Origin of the sequence: Adlercreutzia rubneri (assembly GCF_009755265.1) — a bacterium.
GTDB classification, from domain to species: domain Bacteria; phylum Actinomycetota; class Coriobacteriia; order Coriobacteriales; family Eggerthellaceae; genus Adlercreutzia; species Adlercreutzia rubneri.
In genome coordinates, this window is the sequence record NZ_WPOO01000020.1 from 1 (window position 1) to 20,680 (window position 20,680).

A 20,680-nucleotide genomic window follows, 5' to 3' on the forward strand; every position below is an offset into this window, starting at 1 on the left:
TACTCGACCGTCCGTCTAAAGGCCTTCCGGGAGGGCGGCAGGACCGTCTACGATACGATAGACAACCGCAGGAGGCGGTTGGGGCTGGCGGCGTAGGCCGCTGTCCAAGTAACTGTCCGCACCCCCCAGACGCTCATAACCGTCAATCTCGTGCAAAAAGCGATCCCTTCAGCAACCGACCGCTGAGGAAATTAGCAGAATCATCGTTGCGGTAGCTCAAAAAGGGCACCAGCGATGCCGCCGACGAAGGACAGCGTTCCCCGTTCGCTCACCTCAAGGCGATCCGACAGCCGATTGCCAGGGCTGTCGCTGTCGGCAAATGCACCAAGCCAGATTGCCAGATAGTTGACAGGAAGGCCATTCTCTTCCGCGGGCATATCAACAACAAAGTAGATCGCACCGTCTTCAATATAGCTTGCCACCCCCTGCTCTCCTCGGGCAGCTATCGCACCATCGGAGCCAACAGCGACCGGCGTGAAGTCGAGGTTCTCAAGAACAAGAGCGTCAGCCGAGAAGCCGTGCTCGTCTTTGGGAAGGCGAGAGGCATCAACCTCCATACTACCGTCCCCTTGATCTACGCCGTTCGCGAGCCAGCGTTCTGCCGATTGGTCAAGGTAGGCCTGATCGATCGGCGACCCATCGGCACGTGCTAACGAGAGCACGGCATAGGTGCGGTTCGCATTCACCCCTTCAGTCAGGGGCACCAACGCTTGACCCGAGGTAAGACCGAGCAACGTGATGTCGAAATCGCCAACGCGCTGCGTCTCATCGATGCGCTCGCCCGCCCCCTGTTCGAATACTTCAGCTACCTGCGCTTGGTCGGCATCGGCGGCAATACGCGCCAAATCCTCAAAAGACGCGGTGGCGTAAGCTGTTCCTCCGATAGCTAAGCAAATAGCAGCCGCAACGGCCACTTTCCCCAGCGTCGTAGCACGCGGGAAGAGGACACGGCTCTGACGTTTGGCTCTGGCAGGCGAAGGCCGCACGACCACCGCTCGTGCGTCTTCGCGGCGCGCTTCTCGCACCGCCGCGCAGATGCGGTCTTCGAAATTCTCGGAAATCGGCAGCTCGTCCATAGCAGCCCGATAATCGTTCCAACTCATAGCGATTCCTCCTCTAGGAGCGCTTTCAGCCGCGCACGACCGCGCGCCAGCCGCGTGCCCACGGTAGCCGCGGGCACGCGAAGCATGACTCCGATCTCACGCAAGCCGCAGCCTTCATAGTAATGGAGATGAAGAACGACCGCGTATTTCTCGGGAAGGGCTCGCACACAAGCGAGCATTTCGCGGCCGCGGCGCTCGGTCTCGGCTGCATCGTCCGGCACCGCGCGAGCCTCATCGAGCGGCACATTGAGTCGCGACTTGCGCCGGCGCAAGTCGCTCGCCCGATTAATCGTCGCGCGGATAAGCCACGCCTTCTCATACTCGGGATCCACGAACACGAGCTTTTTGGACACGAGCGTGCAGAATACGTCCTGCACCGCATCCTCAGCGTCAGCGACGGAATCAAGCCGCGAGGCAGCTAGCCGCACCAGCATGCGACCATACTCGCACACAAGCCGCTCGATGCGATCCTCCTCCGTCACCGTCGTGCCACCTTTCTTCGCGTGCGTTCTTCACCTTCAACCAATAACACGTTTCAGAAGGAGGTTTTATTTCATACCCTCGACTCTTCGCGCGATCGCAGATGAGATAGTTGCTGAAAAGTCATTGGCAACGCATCAATACGAACGACAGACTAGCCAGATGATCATGATTAAAGTAACATAGCCAAAATCTTCAGGGTGCCTTAGAAGGGAGCTTTCGTGGCAACAAGCATTGCCCTAGCGGAGGCGAATCTTCCCTCCGCCTTACAACATGTAGATGAAACAGGAGCCGAATTCGTTGTCACTGCAGGAAATCGGTCGTGCTCCAAGATCGCACCTATCCCCGAACCGACATCAAGCGAACTGAAGGCCGCAGGTGCGCTTGCGGGAAAGAAACCGAAGGCGTCTCGCGCTGAAGAAAAAGCCGCTTATCAAAAAGCGCTGGAAAAGCTCGCGTAGTCCATCCCCGCCTGCGCCGTTGCGAGGGGAATTGTTTCCGTTGGCTTACACGCGGGCGGTTGCGCTCGCAGGGGCGCGGGCGATGGAGCACAATACGGAATGCTTTGTGAAATCCCGGGGTCTAAGGAAGCCTGTCCGTTATGGAAACTCTGTCGCCGTTCGCATTCGTCACGTTGGTCACGCTCATCTCCGGCGCCGGGGGAACGGGGCTCGGCGGCCTCATTGGCGCGCTGTTCAAGAGCGAGTCGAACCGCACTATCAGCCTGCTTTTGGCCTTCGCCGGCGGCGTCATGACCGCCATGGTGTGCTTCGATCTTCTGGCCGAGGCCGAGGAAGCCGCCAGCCAAGTCACCGAGCACGGGGTCTTGCTGGTAATCCTCGCCGTGGCGCTGGGCGTTGCCGTGGTGTATCTGCTGAACCACCTCATCGACCGCAAGACACGCAAGGAGGTGTCGCACACCGCCGATGCCGACCACCCCGAAACCCATGACGACATCGACGAGCTCGTGCACGCCGACCACCTGAACATGCACAAGCGCCACCACGACTCCAAGCTGTCGCTGTTCGTCGCCGGCGTGGTCATGGCCTGCGCCATCGCGCTGCACAACATCCCCGAGGGCATGACCATCGGCGCGAGTTTCGCCGTATCCAGCGATCTTATGTGGGGCACCGGCATGATCATGGCCGTGCTCATCGGCCTGCACAACATTCCCGAGGGCATGGCCGTGGCCGTGCCGCTTATCTCCGGCGGCACCGGACGCGTGCGCGCCACGCTTCTCACGGCCGCGTGCGGTCTGCCCACGGTGCTCGGCGCGTGGCTCGGCTTCTGGCTCGGCGACATCGGCCCTCTGGGCCTCACCATGTCGCTTGGGTTCGCCTCCGGCGCCATGCTCTATGTGGTGTTCGGCGAAATCATGCCCGAGAGCTACCTCATCTACCGCAGCAAGCTCCCCGCCTTCGCCGTCATGGTAGGCCTGGCCCTGGGCATGTTCATGATCTTCTTCTAGAAGGCGGGGCGAACCTTGCCGATGCCCGGATGATCGAGAAATTCAACGTAGGCAAGCCAAATCTCCCCGGGCTTCGGGTCATGCGAGGGCATCGCAGACCCCGTCGTCCTCTTCGTCATCCCAATCGACAGGCAAAATGATCCGACGCGTTTCTAGGCGCCATTCGCACCTGAGAACAGCGATGCGGGCGTCCGCCAAGAAGCGTCCCGTCAACGAACTGGTCGAAAAATGCACGAGATCTTGAGCTATAAGCGTCCCGGGGACGCCTGGCTGCCGACCATAAAGGGAGCATCCATTCAGACAATGACCTGACCTGGGGTTTTGAAAATGCTTCTCCGCAACGCGTCCCGCCGCTGATTCCTCAGGGGCTTATAACTCGAGATCTCGTGCAGAAAACGCCCCCTTCGTCAACCGAACGCCATAAACCTACGAGAGCGCGCGAGAAGAGATAGCTCATAGCCACCATAAGAAGGCGAAGAATACCATCGTGAACGCGGTGCCCGCGGCAGCGACGCGGTGCTTGGCTTTAATCTCAAAGGCAAGAAGAACGCCCCAATAACCGTAGAAGGCGACATTCACGATCACATTGGCCACCGGACGGGGCAGCCCCCAGAAAAACGTCGCCAACATGCACAGCACAATGAGGATCGTCAGGACAATCGCACCGACGGCCCAGGGGTTCTTCATTGTCCAAGCCTCGTTAGTGTTTTCGTGCTCGATCCACCACAGAAGCCCCTTGCGCTCCGGCGTCTTATCGCCCATGGTCAACCAACCCTCATTGCTCGACATTCTTTCCAAATCAGTTTATTCCGAACACCATAGCTGTTGCCAGCAGCTCTCCCGTAACTGGATCGTCATAGCACCTCCACACTGGGTATGCTCAAGATCTTCCTCCAAAAGACATCGCGCAAGAACGCGCGCCTCCTAACCTTCACCCCAAGGCTTAACAAAGGCGAAACACCGGAGTCGGTTTCGCGAAACATTGCTCTCCTATGCTGACGATACAGCATTCCGCACAATGCACAAGGAGAACGCCATGTACGATTTCGACCGACCGCGCACCGCGCGTCCCGACGCCGCCGGCACTGGGGTCGTCGCCGGCTCCGCGCGCCTTGCGCCCTGCGACCGGCACCCGCGCGCGCCCCGCGAGGGCGATGTGCGCATTCCCGCTGGGTGCGCCATCGCGGCTATCATGGACCGAAGCGGCGCGCGCCACGACGGAAGCGACATCCTGCGCTCCATCGCGCTCATGCACGACCGCGGGAACGGCCTGGGCGGCGGGTTTGCGGCCTACGGCATCTACCCGGAGTACGAGGAGCTGTACGCCTTCCACATCATGTACGAGTCCGACGAGGCCCGGCGTGAGACCGAGGCCTACCTGGACACCTACTTTATGAGCGAGAAGCAGGAGCGCATCCCCACCGAGCCGGTGGCCTCCATCAAGAACCCGCCGGACATCTGGCGCTACTTCGCCGCGCCCCACCCCATGCGCCTGGCGGCCAGCGGCCTGGACGAGGCCGAGTACACCATGGCCCACGTCTTCCACATCAACGGGAAGATCGACGGGGCCTTCGTCGCCTCGTCGGGCAAGAACATGGGCGCCTTCAAGGGCGTGGGCTACCCCAAGGACATCGGCGCGTTCTACCGCATCTGCGACTACGACGCCTGGGCCTGGACGGCCCACGGACGCTTCCCCACCAACACCCCCGGCTGGTGGGGCGGCGCGCATCCGTTCACGCTGCTGAACTGGTCGGTGGTGCACAACGGTGAGATTTCCAGCTACGACGCGAACCGCCGCTACGTGGAGCAGTTCGGCTACGACTGCGAGCTGCAGACCGACACCGAGGTCATCACCTACTTGTTCGATTTGCTGAGCCGCCGCCACGGGCTGTCGCCGGAGCTGGCCGCTCACATCATGACCGCGCCGGCGTGGGATGAGATTGACGCCATGGATGCGGCCGACGCCGCCTTCGAAACTGCCCTGCGCACCACCTACGCGAGCGCTCTCGTGAACGGGCCCTTCTCGGTGATTCTGGGCTCGAGCGAGGGGCTGCTCGCCATCAACGACCGGCTGAAGCTGCGAGCCCTCATGGCCGCCGAGAAGGGCTCCATGGTGTACATGGCCAGCGAGCAGGCGGCCATCGAGCTGGTGTGCCCCGACGCGGAGAACATGCGCGCCATCGGGGGCGGCGAGCCCTTCGTGGTGCAGCTTGATTCCGTGGTCGCCGCCAAGGCTGCCGCCGATGCCGACGCCGAGAACGATCCGCACAACGCGCCGTTGGCCCACGAGGTCGGCGTGCTGCCCCGCCGGAAGGAGGCTTAAATCATGCGCGACTTCCGCAACCCCCGCTACAAAGTGCTGCGCGACCGCGAGGAGTGCATCAAATGCGACCTGTGCGTGCGCCAATGCGCCAACGAGGTGCACTACCGCGACAAGAAAACTGGCGCCCTTCGCGCCGATTCCATGAAGTGCGTGAACTGCCAGCGCTGCACGCTTCTGTGCCCCACCCGGGCTCTCGCCATCACCCGGTGGCCCCAGGTGGACGCCGGAAGCGCCGTGTGGACCGAGAGCGCCATGGACGACATCACCGCCCAGGCCCAGACCGGCGGCGTTTTGCTCGCTTCCATGGGCAACCCGAAGAGCTACCACATCTACTGGGAGCATCTGCTGCTGAACGCGAGCCAGGTGACGAACCCCTCCATCGATCCTCTGCGCGAGCCCATGGAAACCCGCGTGGTGCTGGGCAGCCGCCCGAGCAAGCTGCGCGTGAACGAGCGCACCCGCACCGTTGTCTCGCCGCTGCCGCCGCAGCTGTCGCTGGACGTGCCCATCATGTTCTCGGCCATGAGCTTCGGTTCGGTGTCGCTCAACACCCAGAAGGCACTGGCGATGGCCGCGCGCGAGCTGGGCACCTACTTCAACTGCGGCGAGGGCGGCCTGCACCGCGACTTGGAGCCCTACGCCGACCGCGCCATCGTGCAGGTGGCCAGCGGGCGCTTCGGCGTGGACCCGCACTACCTGAACGCCGGCGCGGCCATCGAGATCAAGATCGGCCAGGGCGCCAAGCCCGGCATTGGAGGGCACCTGCCCGGCGAGAAGATCAACGAGGAAGTGTCGCGCACCCGCATGATCCCCGAGGGCACCGACGCCATCTCGCCGGCGCCGCACCACGACATCTACTCCATCGAGGACTTGCGCCAGCTCATCTTCTCGCTGAAGGAAGCCACCGGCTACGCCAAACCCGTGGCCGTGAAGGTGGCCGCCGTGCACAACGTGGCCGCCATCGCCTCCGGCATGGCTCGGGCCGGCGCCGACATCATCGTGCTGGACGGCTTCCGCGGCGGCACGGGCGCAGCCCCCAAGCGCATCCGCGACAACGTGGGCATTCCCATCGAGCTGGCCCTGGCCGCTGTGGACGAGCGGCTGCGCCAGGAGGGCATCCGATCGACGGTGAGTCTTGTGGCCTCAGGAACCCTGCGCAACGCCGCCGACGTGGTGCGGGCCGTGGCACTCGGCGCCGACGCCGTCTCCATCGGGTCGGCGGCGCTCATTGCCATGGGCTGCCACCAGTGCAGCGACTGCGCGAGCGGCCGCTGCAACTGGGGCATCGCCACCCAGCGGGCCGATCTGGTGAGCCGCCTCGCCCCCGAGGCCGCCGCCGAGCGCGTGGTGAACCTCGTGTCCGGCTGGAACCGCGAAATTCAGGAGATGATGGGCGGCATGGGCATCAACGCCATCGACTCTCTGCGCGGCAACCGGCTGATGCTGCGCGGCGTGGGGCTCAACGAGAAGGAACTGGAAATCCTCGGCGTGAAGTACGCGGGAGAGTGATCGCATGGCTGAAACCATTATCGTGGAATTGGGAACGAAGCACTTCCAGGAGGCCAATGCCGCCGTGCGCGCGGCCCTTGCCGAAGCCGACACCGTCTGCATCGTGGAGGCCTACGCCCAGCGCTACCTTGGTTGCACCCTGCCCGCGGGCAAGCGTTTGGAAATTCACGGAACCCCGGGCAACGATCTGGCCTGCTATATGGACGGCGGCGAGGTGGAAGTGTTCGGAAGCGCCCAGGACCAGACCGCCAACACCATGAACGCCGGCACCGTGGTGGTGCACGGGCGCGTGGGCGATGCGGCCGGCTACGCCATGCGCGGCGGCGAGCTCATCGTGCGCGACGGCTGCGGCTGGCGCGGCGGCATTAACATGAAGCAGTACGGTGGGAAGTGCCCGGTCATCGTCATTGGCGGGGACGCGGGCAACTTCCTCGGCGAGTACATGGCCGGCGGCATCATCGTGCTTATGGGCCGCGCCGGCGATCATTTGGCCTCCGGCATGCACGGCGGGGTCATCTATCTGCGCCGCAACAACACGCCGGCCGTGGTGCCCGACGGGCTGGATCTAAGGGAGCTGACCGACGAGGACACGGCGACCCTCGGCGCGCTGCTCGCCCGCTACGACGCCTGCTTCGGCACCGAGCCCCACGAGCACGCGAGCGTGAGCGAGTTCGTCGCTTTGCGCCCCGCCTCCAGCCGCCCTTACGCGGCCATGTACGCGAGCTAGCGGTCGTTCGACGCTCGGACCGTTTCACAGCGCGACCATGCGACAGCGCACAAATGCAGAGGGCGCCTCGGTTCGAAAACCAGGGCGCCTTCGCTAATTCCAGGGGTCTTCCGAGAACAAGGGCTCTCGTTCGGCAGGGCGATCGGAATAGGGGTCGTAGCCGTCGTCGTCCTCGTTCTCCGCGCGAACGAAGGGGTCGGCGAAAGTGGCCGCACGGCTATCGCGCCCCCGTTGGCCCTCGCCTAGCACCGCAGAAGGGCGGCCCTCCCCCTTTCGCTGGCTCGGCAGCGGCTTCACCACGATACGAGCATGGGGGTCGTTCTTTGGATCGATTGCCACAGATTTCCACCTTTCAAAAACGCGTCTCGCTGCCTACCTTTTCGGACAACCGAAAAGCCCGAGTCCTTCGAAATGGGCAAAATGGCCTACTTCTCGTAGTCGCCGATAGCGAAATCACTCTACAGCTAATTCCCCACCAGGTGAAATAGCGCCAGCAACAGAAATCGCCCTGCAGAAAACTACGAGAAGTACCCTCGTTTGCTCATTTCGCGCAGACGGAAGCTGCCCGAACGCCCATCTCCCCTATTCCCTATCGCCAGCGCGGGTGATGTCGTAGGGGGTCGTTTGGTACACATAGTAGTTCAGCCAGTTGGTGTAGAGCAACTGGGCGCAGGAGAACCACGTGGAAACCGGCTCGCGCGTCGGGTCGTCGTCGGGGAAGTAGTGGGCCGGCACGGCGATGCTCATCCCCTTGGCGATGTCGCGGTCGTATTCCGCTTTCAGCGTCTCGCGGTCGTACTCGGGGTGACCGAACACGAAGAAGTTCTGCGAGTCGGTGGACTTCGCCACGTACACCCCAGCCTCGTCGGACACCGCGATCAGCTCGAGCGCGGGATGCGCCTCGATGTCGGCCGCCCGCACCTCGGTGAAGCGCGAATGGGGCGCGAAGAACCTATCGTCGAACCCGCGCACCAAAGGCGAGGTGCGCTTGACCACCTCGTGGGGGAACACGCCGAACATCTTCTCGGGCAGCTCGTGCTTGGGCACGCCGTAGTGATAGTAGATGCCGGCTTGGGCGCCCCAGCAGATGTGCAGCGTGGAGTGCACGTGGGTCTTCGACCACTCCATGATCTCGCAGAGTTCCGGCCAGTAGTCCACTTCTTCGAATTCCAGCCGCTCCACCGGCGCCCCGGTGATGATAAGGCCGTCGAAGTGCTCGTCGCGCACCGCGTCGAAGGTGGTGTAGAAGGCCTCCAGATGCTCGGCGGCCGTGTTCTTCGAGTCGTGGCTCGCCGTTTGCAGCAGCTCCACTTCAACCTGCAGCGGCGTGTTCGACAGCTTCCGCAGAATCTGGGTCTCCGTGGTGATCTTGGTGGGCATGAGGTTCAGCAGCAGCAGCCGCAGCGGACGAATGTCCTGGTGCATGGCGCGATGCTCGGTCATGACGAAGATGTTCTCGTTCTCCAGCGCCGCCGTGGCCGGCAGCGCATCGGGAATGCGAATGGGCATGCGTCCTCCTATTCCACGGCAGCCAGGGCCTGGTCGATGTCGGCAATGAGGTCGGCGGCGTCCTCGATGCCGCAGGACAGGCGGATGAGGTCGGCGCTGATGCCGGCCGCCTCAAGCTCCGCGTCGTTCATCTGGCGATGAGTGGCGTTGGCCGGGTGCAGCACGCAGGTGCGGGCGTCGGCCACATGGGTGGCAATCTGGGCCAGCTTCAGGTTCTTCATGAACGTCTCGGCCGCCGCGCGCCCGCCGGCCACGCCGAAGCTCACCACACCGCAGGAACCCTCCGGCAGATACTTCGCCGCGAGCGCCGCCTCCGAGTCGCCTTCCAGCGACGGATGGCGCACCCAAGCCACCTTCGGGTGGCTCGCCAGGTGCTCGGCCACCGCGCGTCCGTTGGCGGCGTGCCGGGCCATGCGCAGGTGCAGGCTCTCCAGCCCCAGATTGATGAGGAAGGCGTTCTGCGGCGACTGGATAGAGCCCAAATCGCGCATGAGCTGCGCCGTCGCCTTGGTGATGTAGGCACCTTCCAAGCCGAAGCGCTCGGTATACACCACGCCGTGGTAGCTCTCATCGGGCGTCGTGAGCCCCGGGAACTTGTCGGCGTGGGCGTTCCAATTAAAGCGGCCCGAATCCACAATGACGCCTCCGACGGAAGCGCCGTGGCCGTCCATGTACTTGGTAGTGGAGTGGGTCACAATGTCGGCGCCCCACTCGATGGGCCGGCACAGCACCGGCGTGGGGAAGGTGTTGTCCACGATGAGCGGCACCCCGTGGCCGTGGGCCGCCGCCGCGAAGCGCTCGATGTCGAGCACGGCCAGCGCCGGGTTTGCGATGGTCTCGCCGAAGACGCACTTCGTGTTGGGCCGGAAAGCGGCTTTAAGCTCCTCGTCGGTGCAGTGCGGATCGACGAAGGTGCACTCCAGGCCCATGCGGCCCATGGTGTGGGCGAGCAGGTTGTAGGTGCCCCCGTAGATGGCCGAGGAGGCCACCACGTGATCGCCCGCGCCGGCGATGTTGAACACCGCGAAGAAGTTCGCCGCCTGGCCCGAGGAGGTGAGCATCGCCGCCGCGCCGCCTTCCAACTCCGCGATCTTCGCCGCCACCGCATCGTTGGTGGGGTTCGCCAAGCGCGTGTAGAAGTAGCCGGACTCCTCCAGATCGAACAGGCGCCCCATATGCTCGCTCGTGTCGTACTTCCAGGTGGTGTTCTGGTAGATGGGCACCTGGCGCGGCTCGCCGTCGCCGGGCCGCCATCCGCCTTGCACGCAGGTCGTTCCAATCCGCTCGCTCATTCAGGGCTCCTTTGGGTCTCGCATTTTTTCGCTCGCCCATTATAGGGGCACCCGGGCCACCCCGGTTATAGGAAGTCCCCAGCGAATGTCATCGGAAAATCCGAGAGCTTTCTGCCGAGACCCCCTCGATTATCCTGAAATGAACTATTGTTCTAAGAACATTTGTTTGCTATAATTCGCTTTGAGAAGACGGCAGTACTTGCATTTATTGTTACTAATTGTTACAATAAATTGCGCCATGTAGGAGGTCGAGAGACATGCCCATGACAGCTAGAGAAGCGATACGGCTCACCAAGAAAATGGGCGGCCGCTTCGTCAGACACGGAGCGAAACATGACATTTTCGCGAATGCTGCTGGCGAAGAGTTCCCTATCCCCCGGCATCCCGGAGATCTTTCGCCGGGGGTCGAGCGAGCCATCAAAGAAAAGCTAGGGCTTCTCTAATACTTCACCTAATAGAGAGGAAGCGACCTATGAAGTTTCTCTACGAAGCCATCCTCACCCCGTGGAGCGGCGGGTGGGAGGCAGAGTTTCCCGACCTGGGTATCTGCACCCAGGGGGACACTCTGTTCGATGCGGCTTTCATGGCGCAAGATCTGCTGACCCTCTGGATCTCCCAAGCGCTTCGCGAAGGACGGCCCTTGCCGGAGCCGCGGATGGACCATCCCACCCCCGCAAACGGCAAGGCCATCGCCGTTGCCGTGGAATGCGATGCCGACACGCCTTCCCTCACCACCATGACCGTCCAAGAAGCGGCGGATACCCTCGATGTCAGCACCTCGCGCATACACGCCATGATTCGCGACGGCATTCTGAGAACCGAGAAAGTTGGCAGCGCCCGCCTTGTGTCAGCCGACGATGTCATAGACTATTTCAATAGCCCCCGAACCGCTGGCCGCCCAAAGAAGGTCGCGACCGCCTGATTTCGGGAGATGTGTCTAGCGGGCCTCCACCTTGTCGAGGAGTTCCTGTCGGTTGTTGACCAGGGCCTTCTCGTAGATGTGGCGCACGTGGGTCTTCACGGTGCCCGTGGTCACGAACAGCTCGTTGGCGATGTAAGGAAGGGTGCGACCGCGCACCAGCAGTGAGAGGATCTCCGTCTCGCGGGCCGTTAGTCCTACTGCCCGCGCAAAAACAGCGGCGGAATCTTCTCCCTGCGCTCCGACGCCAGCGGCACAATCACCATTCGGCAGCGTTGCAGCCTCGGTGGTGCCGCCGTCCTCAAAGAGCCGTTCTCCTGCCGCAACACCAGAAGAGCCGCGTCCGGCAGCAGCAGCCTTAACCCGATCGGCGCCTCTCGTTTCGGCTTCCATTTCTTCCGTACCGCCGTCTTTCTCCTCGTTCCCCTCTTCCCCCACCTGCGCGGCTCGGGCCACCACCATGAAGAACAGCGCGAGCACACCGGCACCGCATACGGCAGACAGCAGCAAAGGCGTCTCCCCCGCCACCTGAAACAGCAGCTTTCCCGCCAGGTTCCCCGCGAGCACCACGGCGCTGATCAGCGCTTGGCCCACACCGAAGGCCACCAAGGGGGACAAGCCCTGAAGGCGGGTGCTGCGCGTCACCACCACATAGACGAGCGGCTGGAAGAACAGCGTGCAGCCCTGAACGAGCGCCCCTCCGACCGGCACCGCCGCCGCACCGAGCACCAGAATGGCCACAAGACCCACGACGCTGAAGGTGACGGTGATGCGATACAGCTGCGCTACGGAGAAGGCCGTCCGCTCAGCCGTCAGGGGCACGAGCGCCATGGTGGCGATGCAGGCGCAAAGAGCGATGCCACCCGGGTAAAGGCTGTCGGCCCCCTCGTAGGAAGTGCCCATGATGACCGAGGCCATCACGTTGCCCACAAGGGCCGCCACGGCAATCACCCCCAGCGAGCGCCACGGAAGCGCATGTAGCTCGCGCGAGCCGGCCGTCACCTCACCGGGAGCCTTCCCCGAGGAACCCGGCGAACCCGCTATGTCGGTAGAGAGAGCAGAGGAGGGGAACACCTCGGGAGCAAGCCCCGAACGTGCCGAGGCATCCCAGAACCAGAGGCCCCAGGAAGCTAGGGGCAGAAAGACAACAACGACCTGGGCCGCCACGACAAAGGGCGTTGCGACGTAAAGCAAGAGAATTGCGAAATAGATCCCATAGGCCACGAGGAACGAGACCATGACGACTGCCGACACATCCCTCGACTCCAAGGAGTAGCGGGCGCCCCAGGCGCAGCCGAGCAGCGTTCCCGCAACCCCGCATATCGCCCCGCAGCCGACGAGGGGCCATGGCGCGTCGATCGCCACCGTCAGCGGAAGCAGCGCGCTCGCCAGCGCGAGCAGCGAGGCGCACACCAGCAGCACGCCGCGCCCCACCGCAACGGAGCGCTTCCGCAAAGCGAGGACGATGGCCACAGCGGCAACCACCACCGCACCTTGGGAGACGAAGAAACCGACTTCGATGCCGACGCCGCCGACCGGTCGCTCGGCGGGAATGAGCACGGGGCTCAGATACGCCAGAAACCCCCAAGCCCACAGGCAGGCCGAGCCGAACACCGCCCGGCCCCAGACCACGCGGCGGGCGCCCCGCACCGCCTCGGCACCTTCTCGTTCATTTAGCACAGCCCCAGCCACCACACGCTCCTCTCTTGAACTGGAGTAAGTATCGCACAGATCAGCGCGGCCATCACGAACAACCACGGGAGACGACATGACTTTGACCTGCGTTTTCTCAAATATCTACCGTTTCGGTAGATGGGGTTAGCGCACCTGGCGAGCAAAGATAGGGCCACCGCGTTGAGGCTCCGGCAAAGGGCCGGCACCCGACGCCGAGAGACACGATGGAGGGAACATCATGACCGAATGCACCCAACCCAGCACCCCGTCCGCCCCGTGCCCCACGGGTAGCTCGAACCCCGCCGCGGCGCCTTCCGTGAGCCGGCGCGGCTTCCTCTCCGGCGCGGCCGTCGCCGCCGGGGCCGCCGCCCTCGCAGGCCTTGCGGGTTGCGCGCCCAAGACCCAGGCCGAAGTCGCGGGCGAGACCATAGCCGCAGACGATGCGGCGACCGGCGGCGCCATGCAGACCACCGATCCCGCCAAGGCCGTCTGGCCCGTGGTGGAGGAAGTGGAAGTGGGCTCGGCCGGCGAGGGAGTGGTCGCTTTCGTGGCGGAGCCCATCCCCGCCGATAAGATCGTCGCTACCCACGACGTGGACGTCGTCGTCTGCGGCCTGGGACCGGCCGGCGACGCTGCCGCCCTGGCCTGCGCTGAGCAGGGCCTGAAAACCGTGGCCGTGGAGAAGCAGAACCGCGGCAACTACAACTCGGCCACCATCGGCGGTACCAATTCCGAGCTGCACAAGTTCTGGGGCATGGAGTACGACACCACCGAGTGGATGTCAGACGCCATGATCGGCTGCTCGTTCCAGGCGGACATGACGCTGTACCAGCACTACCTCGAGAAGAACGGCGAAGCCGTGAACTGGTACATCAGCCACTTCGACAACCAAGACTTCAACGACTACCCCCTCACCTTCGCCGCCGGCGACTTCCCCGACTTCCGCGAGCAGTACGACCCCACGGCGCTCAGCCGCTCGTGGAACACGTCGCTGAACCTCCCCTATCCTCCCGGCGAGCTGGCCGACATTCTCGCTGGCATCCTCACCGAGGCCGGCGTCGAGATCCGCTACGAGACCCCGGCCTGCCAGTTGGTGACCGACGAGGCGGGCTCCGTGACCGGCGTCATCGTGAAGAGCGCCGACGGCTATGAGCAGTACAACTGCGCCAAGGGCGTCGTGCTCGCCACCGGCGGCTACGAGTTCAACCAGCAGATGCTGAAAGAGCGCTGCCGCCCCCGTGGCGTGCCGGGCCGCTGGCTCACTGGCGCCTTCGGCAACACCGGCGACGGCCTTCAGATGGGCGTGGCCGTCGGCGCTGCCGAGGATGAGTTCCCGCAGTCCATCATGCTCGATCCCGAGCAGCTCATGCCCTTCGTGCGAGTGAACAAACTCGGTAAGAGGTTCACTCCCGAGTACGACCCCTACGGCCAGCTGGCCATGGCCATCCAGTACCAGCCCGGCACCTACGACTTCTACATCGTCGACAGCGCCCTGGATACCAAGATCGACAAGATTTGGACGCCAAGCTCCTCGTGCTACGGCCCCAAAGAGAACTGGATCGCCGCCGCCCAGAGCGAAAACGCCTTCAAGGCCGATACCCTGGAAGAGCTGGCCGAGCTCATGGGAGTGCCCGTCGACGCCTTCGTGGAGACCATCAACCACTGGAACGAGATGTGCGCCGCCGGCGCCGATACCGACTTCGACATGCCCGGCACCATGATGATGACCATCGACCAGCCGCCCTTCTACGCCACCAAGGAGTACGCCGACGGCCTGTGCACCACCGGCGGCCTCATCGTCGACACCGAGTGCCGCGTGCTCACCAAGGATCGCCAGCCCATCCCGGGCCTGTTCGCGGCGGGCATCACATCCGGCGGCATGTTCTACAACACTTACCCGCACAACTTGAACTGCCTCTCGCACACGCGCAACTGCCTGATGGGCTACACTATCGGCCAGGTGCTCGGCGGCAAGGAGTAGCTCCTCATCCCCACTTATTCCGATAGGGCGCCTTCCCTCCCCGCGCCCTGCACGCGAACGGGCGGCCGCCAAGCGCGCCGCCCGTTTCGTTGTCGTCCTTCTACCCGCGCACCGCGTCCGAGGGCACGATGGTCATCGATTGGAAGCGGTCGGCCATGTAGGTGTCGCCGAACTCGTGGTCGTAGAACTGCTGGATGGGCGTGTCGATGGGGTCGTGGGACAGGCGCATGTACCAGCAGTCGAGCGCCTGCAGGGTCATGACGGCGTCCACCAGCATGAAGCAGGCGGCCACGGTGGTAAGCATATAGCGCCAGTTCCACGGAATGAAATTCACGAGCCGCAGCATGAACGGCAACAGCAGCTTTATCCATACCACGCCGAGCAGCCCCCAGCAGGCCATGAACGGCAGGCACGTGCGGCCGCCGAACAGCGATCCGGGCATATTGGAGTAATCCCAGGCCACCGCTCCGAACGCGTACTGCATGAACAGGCTCACGAACGCCTCGAAGGCACCGCCGATGACCGCCGCCACCAGAAAGATGACGAGCCAATTGCTTTTGTGAAAGCGGTTGAGGAAGATGGTCATAAGTACCGCGCCGCAGCCATAGATAGGCGAGAACGGGCCGAACAGCAGGCCCGCGCGGTCCTGCCACTGGCCCGGCACCACGAACAGAAAGTGGACGATCTCCTCCATGAGCAGCCCCAGCACGCTGGCCACAACGAAGATCCAGAACAGGTTGAAGAAGTTCAGCGTGATGTAGCCCTTGCCCGAGGGGTCGCGACCGAGCGTCCCGGCCTCCCCCTCCGCGTGCTCCTCGGCCTCGCGGGCCTTGCGATGGGCGCGGCGTTCTTCGAGCAGCGAGGGGTCGAGGTAGCTCTGCAGCGCCACCGTGACCGCGAAACCGACGCCGTAGGGAATAAGCTCGTAGCCAATGCCGGCCAGCATGATGGAGCACAGAGCCCCGGTCAGAAGAAGCACGTACAGCCCGTAGGAGAGCAGCGCTGCCCAGCGCCGCTGGTTGCGGATGAGGCGCACGCCGAACACAATGAGCGTGACGGCGAGGGCCACCAGCACGGCCAGATTCACGAAGGTCACCACGATGGTGGAGATGCCCTCCCCGCGCATAGCCCCAGAGTCGAACATGGTCACGGCCTGATAAATGGTCTTCGCGATGACCGGCAGCGCGACGCCCGAGCCGATAATGAGCAGCACGCCGAACACGCGCAGCACCACCGGCAGGCGCTTCTTGTCGGCGGGGCTGGTGAATTCGGCAGCGATAGTGGCCGCGGTCTCATCAAGGGCGTGCTTTTTCTCGGCTAGAGCCTCCTTAGCGTCATCGACAATGACGCTCGGGTGCTCCACGGCGCGCACGACATCGCGGGCCTCGTCGGCGGCGTGGGCGAGCTTTTCCTCGGCCGCATGCACGATGCGCTCGGGGTGGCGCGCGTCGTCTAAGGCCTCGCGGATCTCTTCTTTGTCGCGAGCAACGTCGGCCACCAGCTCGGCATGATCGTTATGTAGCTGGTCGTGCCACTCGCGATGAGTTTCAGCCACGTCGGCCTTCTCGAATTCCACGGCCTTCTCAAGGTCGTCCCGCAGGTCGGCCTCGGCCTTGTGCGCGGCCTCTTCCAGGTGATCTACATGGCGTTTTTCATCTCCCATGGCCGGCCTCCTTTTCCCTGAACGCGTGTCTCGGCATCCAGTGTAAAGGGGCGCTCTGTGAAACCATGACCAACTGACGCAACGTCTGCCAACCCGATAAGCCCTCGTTATGCAGCGGTTACGGGAAACAAGCGGCCGGCGGCCTACCCCCAGCAGGCGATGAACATCGCAATGCCCACGAACACGACGGCCAGCCCCATAACGGCCATAATGTCGCTCAACTTGTGCACGTCAGCCTCCTCGCGCTCATTCTGCTCCGACCCTCTATCTACTAGACGTTTGAGAAGCCCGTTTTGTTGCACGCCCCACCCACCTTCCACAAAAGCAGCACGAACCAGAGAGCGCCTCAACCGCGAAAAAGGGCTACAAAGAAACGCGCAGGACAAGAACGTCGAGCAGGCGCCTCGCCAATCTAGCGCCCGAGGATCCCGTCGGTGTAGGCGTTGCGCGGGTGCACTTGGGCGGCATCGCGAGCGTTCGCCAGCTTCAGGGCGATAACGCGCCACGGGCTGCAATCGAGATACGCAACTTCCATGGCCGAAAGATCGGCATTATCGATGCCGTCCTGCTCGGCGAAGCTGTTACGGTAAATGACGAAGGCGTAGCGGATTACGCGCGTCTCACCCGGCATCAGCGTGTCATACCCGCCGGCAAGACCCACTATGAAGTCATCGCCACCAAGAGGATACAGCGCTGCTTGAGCATAATTGTCTGGAAGCATCCCGGCATCCATCATCGCATTATCGCCCGTGAAGGCGGCACACCGCAGCACAGGGTTCGGCGGTGCCGCGGGTTCGGTGCCGAGATTGCCAACCTCTACATCGACCACCACCATGCGAACGTCCTCGTCGGCGAACAGCATTCCCGAACCTGCCGAGAGGTTCGTCTCGACGTACAGCGGATACCATTCCGTAAACGCCGCCGGAGACACCATGGCGCAATCGACGACGCGGGCCGAGAACGGGGCGATCTCCTCATCCCAGCTCTCGCTTTCCATCGAGGCCTTTCTCTCGGCATCGGTCATGGAATCCCAGTCCTCCTGCAGGTAGGGGCTTGCCTCAAGGTCGTATTTCATTCCCCAGTCCAAGTCATCCAGCACGACGGTCTCGCCAAAAGGCACTTCCACAATCTCCTCGGCCTTCCAATGGGGAGCGTAGCCCGAGGACATCCCCGTCGGCGTCTCCTGGGTTAAGGTAGCGCGCGCGGGCTGGGCGATGAAATGCGGCACCATCCAGCCGAGAGCCGCCAGAAGCACCCCTATGACCGCGACGCCGACAACAACGCAAATCGCCCGGTTCGGCTCTGACGCCTTCAAGCTCGTCTCTTCGGCCATAGCTCGCTCCTTTTCGCTCGATTACCGAGTCCAAACTAGCACGGGATCAGGCCAAAGGGCAATGGTGAGGTTTTTCACCCTAGGGCAAGCGCCTGCAATAAGATAAAGTGAGAGGCATCCAATCGGAAAAGGAGCCGAACCCGTGATTCCCTTCGCCAGCTTCATTATCGTCTTTTCCGCCCTAATCGGCGTAGGCGCGGCCTGCGCGGCCGTTGGGCAAGCTTGCTTTCGCCGACGCAGCGACGATGTGAGCACACGGCTGGCGGTACTGTGGTCGGTCGCGAGCATCGGGCTCTCCATTGTCGTGCCGGCACTGGATGGATTTCAGGCATCCAAAACGGCCGCGATCGCCTCAGCGGCGCTGCTGGCAGCAACCGCACTGGCCTCCTTTTTCCTAAGTCGTTACTGGCGCGAAGCCGCCATGAAGCGCGAAGCAGAGCGTTTGCAACTGGCGAAAAGCGGCTACGCTGACTCGCAGCTGGCCGACCCGGAGGTGCCGCAAGAGCCTGATATCGAAGCCCTCTGCGCCAAGGCCGCCCGCACCTACGACCTCACCCGCCGCGAAGAGGATGTGCTGCGCCTCCTCGTTGAAGGGCGCACGGCACCGCAAATCGCCGAGGAGCTCGTCGTCTCTCCCAACACCGTGAAAACCCACGTGCGCAACCTCTATCGAAAGCTCGGCATCAACCGCCGCGCCGACCTCGCCTGCCGCCTCGAGAGCTAAGAAGCGATTCTTACTAGGGACAGCACGCGCTGGTATTGTTCAATTCCTGACTTTGTGGAAGCCGCGCTGTGATGTTTGTGCTATCTTGATAGCAACGCTCTTTCTTGCAGCATGTTTCGCGCGGTTCTCGCCTATTTGCTGAGCGTCTTCTATCCATTTTTACGTAGGAAGGAGACTTGAGCATGTCTGAAGCAGCTAGCACATCGAACATCGTCCTTTTCGAATCCTCCGATGGGGAGGTGAGATTAGATGTCGCGGTTGACGTCGGAAAGGACGAGATCTGGCTCAACCGCTCTCAGATGTCTCTCCTGTTCGATCGCGATGTCAAAACCATTGGCAAGTATATCGCCAACGCGCTTAAGGAAGAATTGGAGAACTCACCGAAACCAACTGTCGCAAAATTTGCGACAGTTCAAAAAGAGGGGAATCGCGAGGTAGAGCGGCAGGTCGAATACTACAACCTCGACGTCATCATCTCGGTGGGCTACCGCGTGAAGTCTCAGCGCGGCGTTGAGTTCCGTCGCTGGGCCACCGACGTCCTGCGTCGTTATATCGTCGAGGGCCGCGCCGAGAACGAGAAGCGCCTGATCGACGGGCTATCATCGTGCAGCTGCCCCTAATCCCCGTAGGGGATGACGCCTGTGAAAGGGTAGGAGCCGTCGGTGGCTATGAGAAGGTAGTTGTCGGCGCCGCCGAACTCGTCGTCGGAGGCGTCGATGACGTACACGTTGGCGAAGTGACCGCGCAAGCGCTCCACCTGGGAGAAGAGGCGGTACATGGCGGCGCCGGTGTATTCCACGACGCAGTTAGCCATGAGCAGGCCGCCCGGCGTCAAGCGCGCGCGGGCGCAGGCGATACCCTCGTCACTGACGAAGAACGGTACCGCCTCGCGCCCGACGAAGACGTCGTTGATGATGGCATCGTAGGGGGCGCCGTCCGACCGCCGCAGGAACGCCTCGCCGTCTTCCACGAAGATGCGCAGATCGTCGGCGCGGCCCTCGGCGGCCAGCTGCATCTCCAGACGATCAAGGAAGAAACGCTCCCGGGCGATTTGCACCATGGCCGGATCAATCTCCACCACGTCCAGCGCAACGCCCGGATGCTCCAGCAGCAGCTGCTTGGGATAGGCGAACCCAGCGCCACCAAGCATGAGCACACGGTTTACAACCAGCGGATCCAGCGCCTCGGGAAGCGCCGCCTCGAAGAGGTGGTCGAAGGATCGCAGGTACGCAAAGGGGCACGTCGCCCAACGCTCGTCCAGATAGGTCGCCGACTGCAGCACCCCGCCCACATTCAGCATGCGCACAAGCGACCCGTCCTCCGCCGGCATCGCATACACCGCCGCCTCTCCGAACCGAGAAGGAAACACCTCGCGCTTCCCCGCGCGCCCGGTAACCCTGTCCCACCAATCCGCCAGCACCATCGCTCCTTTCCGAGCCTGCAACTGCGACCACGGCCGAACCTTATCGCACTCTGTGCCACAGTATCGCACAGAAACCCCCGTGTTAGTTTCAGTTGCTTGCCTGATCGGGCGGCAATCGCTATGGTTGAAAGGAGAATGAGATCATCGGCGACAAGGAGGGCCTTGTGCTGGCCGTCGCCCTCTACGCCATACCGGAGTTCTCGGGTTCCATAGCGATCCAAGAAGCGGCGATCAACCGTACTATCATAGAATACGAGCTCAACGGCCAGACAAGCCAGTTCGTCATCGACCTAGACGCCTACGACCCCACAGCGGTCATCAGTTACACCGGCTCCCCCACCATAGCCGACGCTGTCGACGTCCAGCAGTTCTACAACATCCCAGGCAGCGCCAGCGAATTCGAAGAAGCCGTCTGCACCTACATAGAAGACCACGGCGGCACCGTCACCTCCGTAGAGACGATCTCGGAGTCTTAGCTAGATTATTAACGGTATATCAGCGAATCTCGGGGACTCGTTCGGCCAGCCCCTGGAAACTCATCTAGCAGAGCAC

Annotated in this window: 22 protein-coding genes; 11 read left to right on the plus strand and 11 right to left on the minus strand. The window is 63.0% G+C overall.

What is annotated here, in order from left to right; genetic code table 11:
- Positions 1–200: 200 nt before the first annotated feature.
- Together GO707_RS09875 and GO707_RS09880 are read right to left on the minus strand one after the other, a co-directional pair.
- Complete coding sequence (locus tag GO707_RS09875) at positions 201–1,103, minus strand: hypothetical protein (protein WP_114540436.1); 903 nt, start codon at positions 1,101–1,103, stop codon at positions 201–203.
- Positions 1,100–1,585, minus strand: a complete 486-nt coding sequence (locus GO707_RS09880; RefSeq protein WP_198161077.1) for an RNA polymerase sigma factor — start codon at positions 1,583–1,585, stop codon at positions 1,100–1,102. Before GO707_RS09880 ends, GO707_RS09875 begins: the two co-directional genes overlap by 4 nt.
- A gap of 219 nt (positions 1,586–1,804) precedes the next feature.
- Here GO707_RS09880 and GO707_RS09885 point away from each other — a divergent pair, with 219 nt between their 5' ends.
- Together GO707_RS09885 and GO707_RS09890 are read left to right on the plus strand one after the other, a co-directional pair.
- Positions 1,805–2,044, plus strand: coding sequence for a hypothetical protein (locus tag GO707_RS09885; protein ID WP_147272720.1), 240 nt, complete (start codon positions 1,805–1,807; stop codon positions 2,042–2,044).
- A gap of 140 nt (positions 2,045–2,184) precedes the next feature.
- Complete coding sequence (locus GO707_RS09890; protein ID WP_162845760.1) at positions 2,185–3,051, plus strand: ZIP family metal transporter; 867 nt, start codon at positions 2,185–2,187, stop codon at positions 3,049–3,051.
- A 453-nt stretch (positions 3,052–3,504) separates the two neighbouring features.
- Here the strand turns inward: GO707_RS09890 and GO707_RS09895 are convergent, their stop codons facing one another.
- The gene (locus tag GO707_RS09895; RefSeq protein ID WP_114540435.1) at positions 3,505–3,813 is read right to left on the minus strand and encodes a hypothetical protein; all 309 of its coding nucleotides are present in this window, start codon (positions 3,811–3,813) and stop codon (positions 3,505–3,507) included.
- A gap of 274 nt (positions 3,814–4,087) precedes the next feature.
- Between GO707_RS09895 and GO707_RS09900 the strand changes: the two genes are divergently transcribed.
- From GO707_RS09900 to GO707_RS09910, 3 genes are read left to right on the plus strand one after another with little or no spacing between them, the layout of a single operon-like run.
- A complete protein-coding gene (locus tag GO707_RS09900; RefSeq protein WP_114540434.1) occupies positions 4,088–5,374 on the plus strand; it encodes a class II glutamine amidotransferase in 1,287 nt (428 codons plus the stop codon).
- A gap of 3 nt (positions 5,375–5,377) precedes the next feature.
- On the plus strand, positions 5,378–6,883 hold the full coding sequence (locus tag GO707_RS09905) for a glutamate synthase-related protein (RefSeq protein ID WP_157012944.1): 1,506 nt from the start codon (positions 5,378–5,380) through the stop codon (positions 6,881–6,883).
- 4 nt (positions 6,884–6,887) lie between these two features.
- Positions 6,888–7,610: a GltB/FmdC/FwdC-like GXGXG domain-containing protein gene (locus GO707_RS09910; protein ID WP_114540432.1), complete on the plus strand. Its 723-nt coding sequence runs from the start codon at positions 6,888–6,890 to the stop codon at positions 7,608–7,610.
- A gap of 93 nt (positions 7,611–7,703) precedes the next feature.
- Here the strand turns inward: GO707_RS09910 and GO707_RS09915 are convergent, their stop codons facing one another.
- The 3 genes from GO707_RS09915 to GO707_RS09925 form a co-directional block, all read right to left on the minus strand.
- On the minus strand, positions 7,704–7,949 hold the full coding sequence (locus GO707_RS09915; RefSeq protein ID WP_227069472.1) for a hypothetical protein: 246 nt from the start codon (positions 7,947–7,949) through the stop codon (positions 7,704–7,706).
- A gap of 243 nt (positions 7,950–8,192) precedes the next feature.
- Positions 8,193–9,119 (minus strand): homoserine O-acetyltransferase MetA, encoded by a 927-nt coding sequence (metA, locus tag GO707_RS09920; RefSeq protein ID WP_114540431.1) that lies wholly within the window; start codon positions 9,117–9,119, stop codon positions 8,193–8,195.
- Between the two features lie 8 nt (positions 9,120–9,127).
- Positions 9,128–10,411 carry an O-acetylhomoserine aminocarboxypropyltransferase/cysteine synthase family protein gene (locus GO707_RS09925; RefSeq protein ID WP_114540430.1) on the minus strand — a complete coding sequence of 428 codons (1,284 nt, stop codon included), beginning with the start codon at positions 10,409–10,411 and terminating at the stop codon, positions 9,128–9,130.
- A 263-nt stretch (positions 10,412–10,674) separates the two neighbouring features.
- Between GO707_RS09925 and GO707_RS12900 the strand changes: the two genes are divergently transcribed.
- Positions 10,675–10,854, plus strand: a complete 180-nt coding sequence (locus GO707_RS12900; protein ID WP_227069497.1) for a type II toxin-antitoxin system HicA family toxin — start codon at positions 10,675–10,677, stop codon at positions 10,852–10,854.
- 29 nt (positions 10,855–10,883) lie between these two features.
- Positions 10,884–11,333, plus strand: coding sequence for a type II toxin-antitoxin system HicB family antitoxin (locus tag GO707_RS09935; protein WP_114540428.1), 450 nt, complete (start codon positions 10,884–10,886; stop codon positions 11,331–11,333).
- A 15-nt stretch (positions 11,334–11,348) separates the two neighbouring features.
- Here the strand turns inward: GO707_RS09935 and GO707_RS12785 are convergent, their stop codons facing one another.
- On the minus strand, positions 11,349–13,022 hold the full coding sequence (locus tag GO707_RS12785) for a response regulator transcription factor (RefSeq protein ID WP_198161078.1): 1,674 nt from the start codon (positions 13,020–13,022) through the stop codon (positions 11,349–11,351).
- A gap of 220 nt (positions 13,023–13,242) precedes the next feature.
- Here GO707_RS12785 and GO707_RS09945 point away from each other — a divergent pair, with 220 nt between their 5' ends.
- A complete protein-coding gene (locus GO707_RS09945) occupies positions 13,243–14,985 on the plus strand; it encodes an FAD-dependent oxidoreductase (RefSeq protein WP_114540426.1) in 1,743 nt (580 codons plus the stop codon).
- A gap of 100 nt (positions 14,986–15,085) precedes the next feature.
- Here the strand turns inward: GO707_RS09945 and GO707_RS09950 are convergent, their stop codons facing one another.
- The 3 genes from GO707_RS09950 to GO707_RS09960 form a co-directional block, all read right to left on the minus strand.
- Positions 15,086–16,648, minus strand: coding sequence for a putative ABC transporter permease (locus tag GO707_RS09950; RefSeq protein WP_198161079.1), 1,563 nt, complete (start codon positions 16,646–16,648; stop codon positions 15,086–15,088).
- A gap of 143 nt (positions 16,649–16,791) precedes the next feature.
- A complete protein-coding gene (locus GO707_RS09955; RefSeq protein WP_157012946.1) occupies positions 16,792–16,950 on the minus strand; it encodes a hypothetical protein in 159 nt (52 codons plus the stop codon).
- 110 nt (positions 16,951–17,060) lie between these two features.
- A complete protein-coding gene (locus GO707_RS09960) occupies positions 17,061–17,981 on the minus strand; it encodes a hypothetical protein (RefSeq protein WP_157012947.1) in 921 nt (306 codons plus the stop codon).
- A gap of 142 nt (positions 17,982–18,123) precedes the next feature.
- On the opposite strand from GO707_RS09960, the gene GO707_RS12790 reads away from it, so the two are divergent.
- Both GO707_RS12790 and GO707_RS09970 read left to right on the plus strand, forming a co-directional pair.
- Positions 18,124–18,705: a response regulator transcription factor gene (locus GO707_RS12790; RefSeq protein WP_227069470.1), complete on the plus strand. Its 582-nt coding sequence runs from the start codon at positions 18,124–18,126 to the stop codon at positions 18,703–18,705.
- A 182-nt stretch (positions 18,706–18,887) separates the two neighbouring features.
- A complete protein-coding gene (locus GO707_RS09970; RefSeq protein ID WP_114540424.1) occupies positions 18,888–19,325 on the plus strand; it encodes a virulence RhuM family protein in 438 nt (145 codons plus the stop codon).
- On the opposite strand, the gene GO707_RS09975 is transcribed toward GO707_RS09970, so the two are convergent.
- Positions 19,322–20,125, minus strand: coding sequence for a spermidine synthase (locus tag GO707_RS09975; protein ID WP_157012948.1), 804 nt, complete (start codon positions 20,123–20,125; stop codon positions 19,322–19,324). The two genes, GO707_RS09970 and GO707_RS09975, sit on opposite strands and share 4 nt — an antisense overlap.
- 167 nt (positions 20,126–20,292) lie before the next feature.
- Between GO707_RS09975 and GO707_RS09980 the strand changes: the two genes are divergently transcribed.
- Positions 20,293–20,604 carry a hypothetical protein gene (locus GO707_RS09980; RefSeq protein WP_114540422.1) on the plus strand — a complete coding sequence of 104 codons (312 nt, stop codon included), beginning with the start codon at positions 20,293–20,295 and terminating at the stop codon, positions 20,602–20,604.
- The last annotated feature ends 76 nt before the right edge of the window (positions 20,605–20,680 follow it).

Excerpts from the sequence above, each read along its gene's own strand:
- GO707_RS09875 (WP_114540436.1), bottom strand. The coding sequence starts at position 1,103 with ATGAGTTGGAACGATTATCGGGCTGCTATGGACGAGCTGCCGATTTCC.
- GO707_RS09890 (WP_162845760.1), top strand. The coding sequence starts at position 2,185 with ATGGAAACTCTGTCGCCGTTCGCATTCGTCACGTTGGTCACGCTCATC.
- GO707_RS09895 (WP_114540435.1), bottom strand. The coding sequence starts at position 3,813 with ATGGGCGATAAGACGCCGGAGCGCAAGGGGCTTCTGTGGTGGATCGAG.
- GO707_RS09900 (WP_114540434.1), top strand. The coding sequence starts at position 4,088 with ATGTACGATTTCGACCGACCGCGCACCGCGCGTCCCGACGCCGCCGGC.
- GO707_RS09905 (WP_157012944.1), top strand. The coding sequence starts at position 5,378 with ATGCGCGACTTCCGCAACCCCCGCTACAAAGTGCTGCGCGACCGCGAG.
- GO707_RS09910 (WP_114540432.1), top strand. The coding sequence starts at position 6,888 with ATGGCTGAAACCATTATCGTGGAATTGGGAACGAAGCACTTCCAGGAG.
- metA (WP_114540431.1), bottom strand. The coding sequence starts at position 9,119 with ATGCCCATTCGCATTCCCGATGCGCTGCCGGCCACGGCGGCGCTGGAG.
- GO707_RS09925 (WP_114540430.1), bottom strand. The coding sequence starts at position 10,411 with ATGAGCGAGCGGATTGGAACGACCTGCGTGCAAGGCGGATGGCGGCCC.
- GO707_RS12900 (WP_227069497.1), top strand. The coding sequence starts at position 10,675 with ATGACAGCTAGAGAAGCGATACGGCTCACCAAGAAAATGGGCGGCCGC.
- GO707_RS09935 (WP_114540428.1), top strand. The coding sequence starts at position 10,884 with ATGAAGTTTCTCTACGAAGCCATCCTCACCCCGTGGAGCGGCGGGTGG.
- GO707_RS09945 (WP_114540426.1), top strand. The coding sequence starts at position 13,243 with ATGACCGAATGCACCCAACCCAGCACCCCGTCCGCCCCGTGCCCCACG.
- GO707_RS09950 (WP_198161079.1), bottom strand. The coding sequence starts at position 16,648 with ATGGGAGATGAAAAACGCCATGTAGATCACCTGGAAGAGGCCGCGCAC.
- GO707_RS09960 (WP_157012947.1), bottom strand. The coding sequence starts at position 17,981 with ATGGCCGAAGAGACGAGCTTGAAGGCGTCAGAGCCGAACCGGGCGATT.
- GO707_RS09970 (WP_114540424.1), top strand. The coding sequence starts at position 18,888 with ATGTCTGAAGCAGCTAGCACATCGAACATCGTCCTTTTCGAATCCTCC.